Raw genomic sequence first — 9,438 nt, forward strand, 5'->3', positions numbered from 1 at the left:
CTTGTAAAAACCAAACCCGAAAAATTGCCAACTGAAATAACAGATGCCGTAGTTACAATAAACTCAGACATCCAATCTGTACAATTTACTCACATCAAAAAAGGTGTTTATCAGGATGTTGTTCAAAAACTCATTGTTAAATCCGGTATGAAGTACAATTTAAATATAGAACTAACGGATGGCAGGATAATTACAGGCCAGACAATATTGCCTGGCCATTATAAAATAACCAGTCCTTCTGCGGGAGACACAATACAGCATTTTTTAAGCCAGAAACTTGACACTCTGCTTCTACCTCATGTTAAATGGACAAAAAGCGTCGGCGCAAAGTATTATACAGTACTGTTGGATTTAAATGACAGCCTTATGACTAATAAAGCGGTAAGTACATTTCGCAATGATATTATATTCCCTGAACTCATACCAAAATTTTCGTGGGGTGATACAATAGAATGTGAAAAACTGGTTAAAACCAATTTATATGTATTCGCACGTGATTCATCGGCAAGATTTATTCCTATGACAAGAGCATTTCTTGATTCATTTACTGATTATACTTCCATGGAAGAGGATGATTGGTTTAATGGGTTCCAAGATAAAATTCAGGGTTATGACTCTACAAAAATCAAGCTTTACGGGGCAATAGGAGTTTTTAACGGTATAAGTATGGAAAAAGAGGAAATATATATGAAAGTCAATATTGACTGGTTAGGGATAAAAAACGAGTAAATAATGCTCTGTAAATATAAAATAAAAATAATTTTAATAATGCTTTTTATTACACTCCCTTTATTCGGCCAGTCTGAAAATATAAGGATCACTGGGATTGTAATATCACAAAAAACAGGAAGGCCGCTAAAAAATGTTAATCTTGAGCTGATTGTTTCTCATATCGGAACTGCTACAAATAAGTACGGAAGATTTATTTTTACATCTATAAAAACACTGGATGACACTATCCGTGTCACAGCTATAGGATATAAAACTGTTTGTATCCCTGTAACCATACGTAGCGAAAAAATAGTATCATTATCAATAAATTTAGAGTCTGCCATTGTTCCGCTTTTACCAGTTACAATACAGGCTGACAGAACAGAAAAAGCAGACTATTTATTGTATGAGCCTTCTGCAAGAGAATTAAGCGGAAGAGAATTAGAGCAGATTCCTTCAACAGTAATGGCAGATTTATATAAAACTCTCCAAAAAGTACCCGGTGTAACTTTCACAAATGAAGCATCCACTCAAATGAATGTAAGAGGCGGAAATTTCGACCAGAATTTGATAATGCTGGATGGGGCTGCGGTCTACTACCCTTTTCATCTTCTCGGTCTTTATTCGAGTTTTAATCTGGATATGATTAGAACAGTTGATTTTTCAATTGGGGGCTTTTCTGCCCGCTTTGGTGATCGCCTGAGTTCTGTTATAGATATTCATACAAAAAGCCCTGAAGAAAAAATTGTCAATAACATAGACATTAGCCTAGTTGGAGCAGGCCTGACAGCAGGAGGCAAAATAAACAAGAAAACAAGATGGCTTCTTTCTGCAAGAACAAGTTACATTGATATGATCAGTAAACTTGTAAAAAAGAAACTGCCATATAGCTTTTATGATATTTTTTCTAAATTGGAATTTAAACCGGCACAGAAACAGACAATTAGTATTAATTTTTTTAAAACAAAAGACGGGGTATATCTTGATGACAAACAAAATGAATTCCTTGAGTCGTCAACTGATACTTCAAAAACAGGATATCAGAGAATTAATAAAAATAATTTTTCATGGTATAATACAATTATATCATTACAGTGGGATTGGCTGATTAATGAAAAAATCAGATCTCATTTTCAGACATATGTAAGTAGTGTTGCAAACTCATTTAAAAATTATTATACTGCTGATTTCCCTGACAATCTTGACGATAAATATTTAAAGAGCATGCAAGAATCACAACAATATATTAATGAACTTAATGAAAAAACACATTCAAACGTCAAGAATTGTTTCCATGATTTTACAACAAAATTTTTCGTTAAGTGGAATATTAAAAGTTTTCTGAAAGTAAATTCCGGCTTTCAGATATCCCGTTTTCATACAAATTACCAATGGAATGGGCTTTATGATATAAATGATAAATTCAACTTGTTTTTTGATGATTCCGGTGATTCGCTGCTTTTTAATAAATTTTTTTCATCATCATCTTTTTACAGCGAGTTAAATTTGGATATTAATCCGGTATTCCATGTCAGGCAGGGTATAAGATTATCAAAATGGGGCTTCAGCAAAAAAATTATTGTTGAACCGCGTTTGAATATTAAATATGATTTTACGGAGAAATGTGATATAAAATTGGCATTCGGTAGATTCTCTCAAGGAATAGCTACTGCACTGGAAGACGGATTAATAGGGTTTTTGGAATTGTACTTTCCGGTAGATGTTGGGAAAACAGTCGAAACTTCATATCATTATCTTGCTAATATATCGTACAAACACAAAATGGGCGGAAAGATTTCATTAAGCTGTTACTATAAAAAATTTTCCGGACTTCTAAAGTCGACAGGGCCTGAACCGAGTTTTAGGCAAACACCTGGCCGTGCTGCAGGTGTGGAAATTGAATTAACAGGTAAAGTTTTAGGCTGGAATGGATGGATTAGCTATGTTTTGTCAAACAGCAAGAGGACTGCAGGCAATGTTACATATGATACCAATTTTGACCAGAGGCACCGTCTTGAAATATGCCTGAATAAAAAATTCAAGAGCGGGTGGTCAATATCCTCTTTCTGGGAATTCCATACAGGACAGCCCTATGCAGCTGGGGGCTACCAGGCTTTGATACCTGGTATCTCAATTTTTCGCCCTTTGGGAGAACAGCACCTGGATTCGGATTTATTCTATATCCCCTACAATATAAATGTTCCCCGCGGCAGAATACGTTATCCAAATTACCACAGATTAGACATATCAATAAAAAAAGCGATAAAATTAAAAAAATGTGTATTAAAACCGTATCTGAATATACGTAATGTTTACTATAGAAAGAATGTACTTTTTTACAGAGATATTGAATTTTCTTACGATTTTGATAACGGTAAGCTTGTCAATCCTCATATTGAAAGAGATGCATTTGTTTTACCGATAATTCCAACAATGGGATTGAGAGTAAGTTTTTAGTTGTTAAAAATTAAATCTCATCCTGTCGAAGAAGAGGGTAATACAATTTTAATACGTTTTATCTCCCACGGAGATACGACCCTCAAGATCTGTCTATATAATTCTTTGTCATCCATACTTTAATATGCTATATCCTGTGTTCTACTTTCAAACAGTTGCCGGAAGAAATAGAATAAAAAAGTAAATAATATGTAAAAAGTACTTGCATCAAAGAAAAACAATTACTATCTTGATTTTGACTGACCGGTCAGTTATTGACTGACTGTTTATTCAGTTAATGAACGGAGGAAAAGGATGGCAAAGTTTGACCGTAAGGCAAAAGAGAAATCTGAGAGAATACAGGATATTGTTGATTCTGCAATGGAGCTTTTTGCGGAGAAAGGTTTTCACGAAGTTACAATGGACATGATTGCTGAAAGAGTGGGATTATCCAAAGGAACGCTGTATCTCTATTTTAAAAACAAAGAGACACTGTTTATTTCAATAGTACAGGAAAAGACTGATCTGCTTTTTCATAAATTAATTGAGGCGGTAAAAACGGAGGGGGAATACGGATTCAGGTTGGAAAAATTTATTTACAATTATCTGAATTTTTTTGACGAGTACAGATACTATTTTAAGATCATACATTCAGAAAAGAGCCGGGTTGACTGGGACAGCAAAAATAGAATGCGAAAGCATGTTCTTGAGTCCTATATGAGATTTCAGAATTTAATTCTATCATTTGTCAAAGAGGGAATTGAATGCGGATATTTGAGAAATATTAATTCTGAGGTTGCTATGAAGTCTCTTCGCGGTATTTTAAATTCTTTTACTTTCGACGTTGTATTAAATGCTGGTGAAGGAGAATTAAAAGCTCAGGTACCAGATGTACTGGATGTCTTTCTTAACGGGACAGTCAATAAATAATTTGATATTTATTAGGAGAAGAAGATGGTGAAAAAGAAACTAATACCTGTTATAGTTATTATGCTTATCCCATTAGTTGCAGGGTTTGGCGCAGACGGAAAATTGGGAATCGGATTCAGAGCTTCAAGCCTGAAATCCGTAAAAGGTACTTTCAGGGATAATGTTGCTATGTCGGATTATGTGAATTCTGCTGCAGGTTACGGCCTGATCATACGTCAGCAAATTTCAAAAGGCTTTAGTGTGGAGCTTGGGGTTGATTATGGATTTATGAAGTTGTCGCAGAATTGTAAAATTGATGAATCAAAAAATCCCGGTTGGGTTCTGCCGCGTATCTCAGCAAGCAATATTGTGCCGATTGTAAGATGGATTGTAGTACCATCTGTCAAATTTGGCGTTGATATTGTACCGTGGCGGTTTACAGAGGATGGGCCAAAAGGAGAGACCTCTCTTTTTGAGGGTGAAAAAGTGCAGAAAATGAGCTTTGGGCTGCATGGAGGAGTTGAATTGGAGATTCCTCTTGCAAAATGGATTTCACTAATTGCAGAGGGAAGATATACATATCTGTTCTGTCGGGACAATTTTTTCTTTGGAGAAACATTTTCCGAACAGGGACTTTTCAGCTTTAGCGCTGGAGTGACTGTTTTTCCCTTTTAGATTCAGGAGGATATTAAATGAAAGCAGTGTATAGATTAGTTTTATTGATGGTTTTTGCAGGAGTCAGCACACAAGAGGGCTGGTGTGTACAGAAAATGACATTTAATCTTAAACAGAGCATAGAAACAGCTCTTGAGCATAACAGTACTCTTGCACAGACCAAACAGGATGTCTTTGCAGCAAGGGCAAAATTGGGTGAAGCCCGAACAGGATTTTTCCCAAAGGTTACAGGGAATGGAAATTATACAAAACTTGATGTTGCACCATTTATGCCCGGCAAGATATTTGCCAATTTCAGCGGAGCTCCTGCAGATGCATTCCCAAAGCGCATACCAATAGGGCAGGATAAAATTTACAGTTTCGGCATCAGAATCCAGCAGCCGATATTTACAGGATTTAAAGTAGTAAACGGGTATAAGATTGCCTCGGAAGGCGTAAAAATGGCTGATGCACAGATGCAGAAGAGTGAGGGCGATGTTACTTTTCAGGTCATTGAATCTTACTGGAATTTGATAAAGGCACGTGAGTTTGTAACTGTAAGCAGAGAAGCAGTCGAGCAGATGAAAAGTCATGTAAAAGATCTTGAAAACATGTTTTCTCTCGGTATGGTTACAAAAAATGATCTGCTAAAAGCCCGCGTCCAGTTATCCTCAATGGAAATAAGCAGCATGCGCGCTGCAAACGGAGAGGAACTTGCGGAAAAGGCATTTTGCAATGTGATGGGTATTCCTCTTGACACGGAGGTAGAACTTACAGAGCCTTTGGAAACTGTACCTGATGATTCAATATCTGTATCTGTGGAACAGAGTATTAATGCGGCCATTGAGAACAGGCCTGAATTAAAAATGATGCTGCACGGAATCAGGGCAAGTAAAAAAGCTGTTGATATTGCGCAGGCAGGATACATGCCGAATGTTGCACTTGTAGCAGATTACGGGTATAAACGTCCGGACAGAGAATATGCCAATCAATTCTACAATACATGGACAGTCTCTCTTGTTGCATCAGTTAATATTTTTGACTGGGGTGAAACGTATTACAAAAAAATGCAGGCAAAATCAAATGTAATAAAAATGCAGGAAAATTATAAACAAGTTCAGAACGCAATTAAACTTGAAACAACCTCCATTGTGCTTCAGTTAAGGGAAGTGGAAAAGAGAATTTCAGTTGCAAGGGATAATGTTTCTCAGGCAAAGGAAAATTATAAAATTACAGATAATATGTTCCGTCAGGGCATGGCAACCAATTCCGAAGTGCTGGATGCATCAACACTTCTTACAAAAGCGAAAACGGACTATATTACAGCACTTGCAGATTACAGAATAACTCTTGCACGATACAGAAAAGCAGTAGGCGTTATTGGAAAAGGAGAATAAGATTATGAGAAAGAAAAATCAAAACAAGTTCAGAATAAATGTTGTTTTAAGTGGAATATTGTTTGGAATTTTTGCTTTGACAATAATAAATGGCTGTACAGGTTCAAAAAAAGATAAAAAAGTACAGAAAAAAATATTTCCGGTAGAAGTAAAAATTGCCGACAAAGGAAATATTGAGCAGAGATTTGAGTTTACAGGAACTATTGATGCATGGAAAAAACTGAATCTAATCCCTGATGTAGGCGGTAAGATATCAAAAATATTTGTTAATATAGGAGAAAGAGTCTCGAAAGGTGATATTTTATCCGAGTTGGAACAAAAAACATTTTTGCTCAGGCTTGAACAGGCAGAAGCCGGATATGCTGTTGCAGAAGCTGGTTTTGTAAGTGCAGAGAAAAATTATCAAAGAGCTTTACAATTAAAGAAAGAGGAATCAATGAGCACCCAGCAGTTTGAGCAGATTGAAACAGGGTATCAATCTGCAAAAGCTCAGTTAAAAAGTGCAACAGCTTCATTGGATCTTGCAAAATGGCAGGTGGATGTGTCAGTTATAAAAGCTCCCTTTTCAGGTGTTATTACTGCAAAGTATTTGAATGAAGGCGACATGATAAATCCTCAAATGCCTGGTGCTCCGGGAATTGTTCAATTAATGGATTTATCAAAACTTAAAATTCAGGTTTTTGCTTCGGAAAAAGAGATAGCTCAAATTAAAAAAGGCCAAAAGGCCATTGTGTATCCAGATGCATTGCCGGACATGGTAGTTTACGGAAAAGTCGCCAATGTAAATATGGCAGCAAATCCTGCAACAAGAACATTTCTTGTTGAGATAAGTGTGCTGAATAAAGAAAATATTTTAAAAGCAGGAATGTTTTCCCGGGTAGAAATCATAGTAAACGAAAAACAGGGGACAATTATTGTTCCTTCTGATGCAGTTCTCGGCAGAGTCGGTGATTATCATGTGTTTGTTGTTCATGATAAAAAGGCCGTACGTCAGAGTGTAAAACCAGGTATTAAACAGGATAATTTTATGGAAATATTAGACGGCCTGGCAACAGGCGATAGTGTTATTGTCACTGGCCAGGATATTGTACAGCACGGGTCTTCTGTTATTGTGAGCGCATTGGGAGGTAAGTAATATGAATCTTCCTGAGATAGGAGTTAAACGGCCGATAACCACCTTATCAGTTTTTCTGGTTATCCTTATAGTCGGGCTTGTCAGTTTATCAAAACTCGGTATTGATCTGATGCCTGATATAACTCTGCCTGCTGTGACCATTACTACAGTTTACCCCGGAGCAGGTACAGAGGATGTTGAAAAAAGGTTGACAAAGGTTATTGAAGATGCGGTAAGTACAGTACCGAATGTAGATAAAGTTGTATCAAAATCCGTTGAGAACATATCTTCTGTTGTAGTCATTTTTAAATGGGGTACAAATATTGATGCTGCTTCTCTTGATGTTCGCGAGGCAATGAGTGTTGTTGGGCCGGTTATGCCAAGCGATGCAAAAGATCCTATGATATTTAAATTTGATGCTTCTCTTATGCCTGTTTTGTTTATGGGTATAAGTGCAAAAGAGAGCTATCCTGATCTATATAAAATCATCGATAAAAAACTTTCTGATCCTCTTTCACGTGTTTCTGGAGTTGGATCTGCCAGTGCGTGGGGTGGACTTGTAAGACAGATCAATGTAAAAATTGACGGATCTGCACTTGCTGCAAGAGGATTGTCCATAGGCAGAGTTACTCAGATGCTTGCGGCTTCAAATATCACTATTCCTGCGGGAAATATTGAAATCGGAACAAGAGATTATTCAATTCGAGTACCGGGTGAGTTTAAAAATGTAAAACAGATTGGTAATGTTGTAATTGGAAATTCAAGGGGCGTTCCTGTTTATCTTAAGGATGTTGCAGTTATTGAAGACGGGTTTAAAAAGCAGCAGAGAATTACACGAATGGACGGTGTACCCAGTCTTATGCTTATTGTACAAAAACAATCAGGTGCAAATACGGTAAAAGTTGCAGATGCGGTTTGGAAAAAAATTAAAGAGATTGAACCTACTCTTCCAAAGGATATTGAAATTAGGGCTGTGTTTGACGGCTCTCAATTCATCCGGCAGTCTATTAATAATCTTGCAGGCACTGTTCTCTGGGCTGCAGTTCTGGTTGTGCTTGTTGTGCTGCTGTTTTTACGAAATGTAAGATCAAGCCTTATTATAGCATTTATTTTACCATTTTCACTAATTGTAGCTTTTATATTTTTGTACACAGCAGGATATACTATAAATATAATGTCATTATCGAGCCTTGCAATATCTATCGGAATGGTTGTTGATAATGGAATAGTAGTTTTTGAAAATATCTACAGACACAGGACTGAGTTTAGTGAAGGGCCGAAAGACAGTGCAGTATTCGGCACGAGAGAGGTGGCATCTGCAATTACTGCATCTACTCTAACAACAGTTGTCATATTTATTCCGCTTCTCTTTGTGGAAGGTATTGCAGGTATACTGTTTAAAGAGCTTGGATTTGTGATTATTTTTGTCCTGGCAGCTTCTCTTTTTACTGCCTTGTACCTTACACCGATGCTCTCCTCACGTATGCTGAAAGTTGATAATGATACCAGCGGATCAACTTCTAAAAGCAAATTTTTTGTGTGGAGTGAAAAGCGTTTTCAAGATTTGGAGAATTTCTATTCAAATGTTCTTCAAAAAGCTTTGGCACATAAAAAACGTACGATTTTTACAGGTATTGCAATTTTTGTTGTAAGTATGTTTATGTTTAAATTTGTACATACCGAATTTTTTCCTCAGGCAGACCAGTCTGAACTGACAGGTATTGTGGAACTAAACGAAGATGCCAGACTTGATGAGACAAATAAAGTAATGCAGAAAATAGAGAAGCTAATTGATGAAAATGTGCCTGAAAGGAAGGTTATTACATCCAGATGCGGAACCAGTGAATTCGGTGTGGGAGTTGCAATGGGTAGAAGTGAAGGCACAAATGTTATCAGTATTCAGGGAACTCTTGTGCCTAAAAAAGAACGCAAGGCATCGGACAAAGAGATAGCATACAGGTTAAGTAATCTAATTAAACAGATCCCCGGAGTTAAAACAGTCGACTTTACGCCGAGTGATCCATTCACTTCTCTGTTTGGTGGAGGAAAACCAATTGAAGTGGAGATATACGGTTATGATCTCGATAAAACCATGTTATTTGCGCAGCAAGTAAAAGAGGCAATGCTGAAAATAAAGGGAACAACTGATATTACTGTCTCACGCGGATCGGAAAAAACTGAATACTGGGTTGATATTGACAGGGCAAAGGCTGCATC

Annotated in this window: 7 protein-coding genes; all 7 read left to right on the top strand. The window is 36.9% G+C overall.

Annotated elements, in window-relative coordinates:
* Window positions 1–729: hypothetical protein (locus J7K93_14245; GenBank protein MCD6118161.1), on the top strand; the 729-nt coding region annotated here is incomplete at its 5' end.
* A 3-nt stretch (window positions 730–732) separates the two neighbouring features.
* Entirely contained in the window at window positions 733–3,168 is a 2,436-nt protein-coding gene (locus tag J7K93_14250) for a TonB-dependent receptor (GenBank protein ID MCD6118162.1), read from the top strand.
* Between the two features lie 294 nt (window positions 3,169–3,462).
* Window positions 3,463–4,077 (top strand): TetR/AcrR family transcriptional regulator, encoded by a 615-nt coding sequence (locus J7K93_14255; protein MCD6118163.1) that lies wholly within the window; start codon window positions 3,463–3,465, stop codon window positions 4,075–4,077.
* 24 nt (window positions 4,078–4,101) lie between these two features.
* Window positions 4,102–4,731 carry a hypothetical protein gene (locus tag J7K93_14260; protein MCD6118164.1) on the top strand — a complete coding sequence of 210 codons (630 nt, stop codon included), beginning with the start codon at window positions 4,102–4,104 and terminating at the stop codon, window positions 4,729–4,731.
* Window positions 4,732–4,748: 17 nt separating this feature from the next.
* The gene (locus J7K93_14265) at window positions 4,749–6,107 is read left to right on the top strand and encodes a TolC family protein (protein MCD6118165.1); all 1,359 of its coding nucleotides are present in this window, start codon (window positions 4,749–4,751) and stop codon (window positions 6,105–6,107) included.
* Window positions 6,108–6,111: 4 nt separating this feature from the next.
* A complete protein-coding gene (locus tag J7K93_14270; protein MCD6118166.1) occupies window positions 6,112–7,242 on the top strand; it encodes an efflux RND transporter periplasmic adaptor subunit in 1,131 nt (376 codons plus the stop codon).
* A gap of 1 nt (window position 7,243) precedes the next feature.
* The coding region (locus J7K93_14275) for an efflux RND transporter permease subunit (GenBank protein MCD6118167.1) at window positions 7,244–9,438 on the top strand (2,195 nt) is incomplete at its 3' end.

This window comes from bacterium (genome assembly GCA_021158245.1).
Classification (GTDB): domain Bacteria; phylum Zhuqueibacterota; class QNDG01; order QNDG01; family QNDG01; genus QNDG01.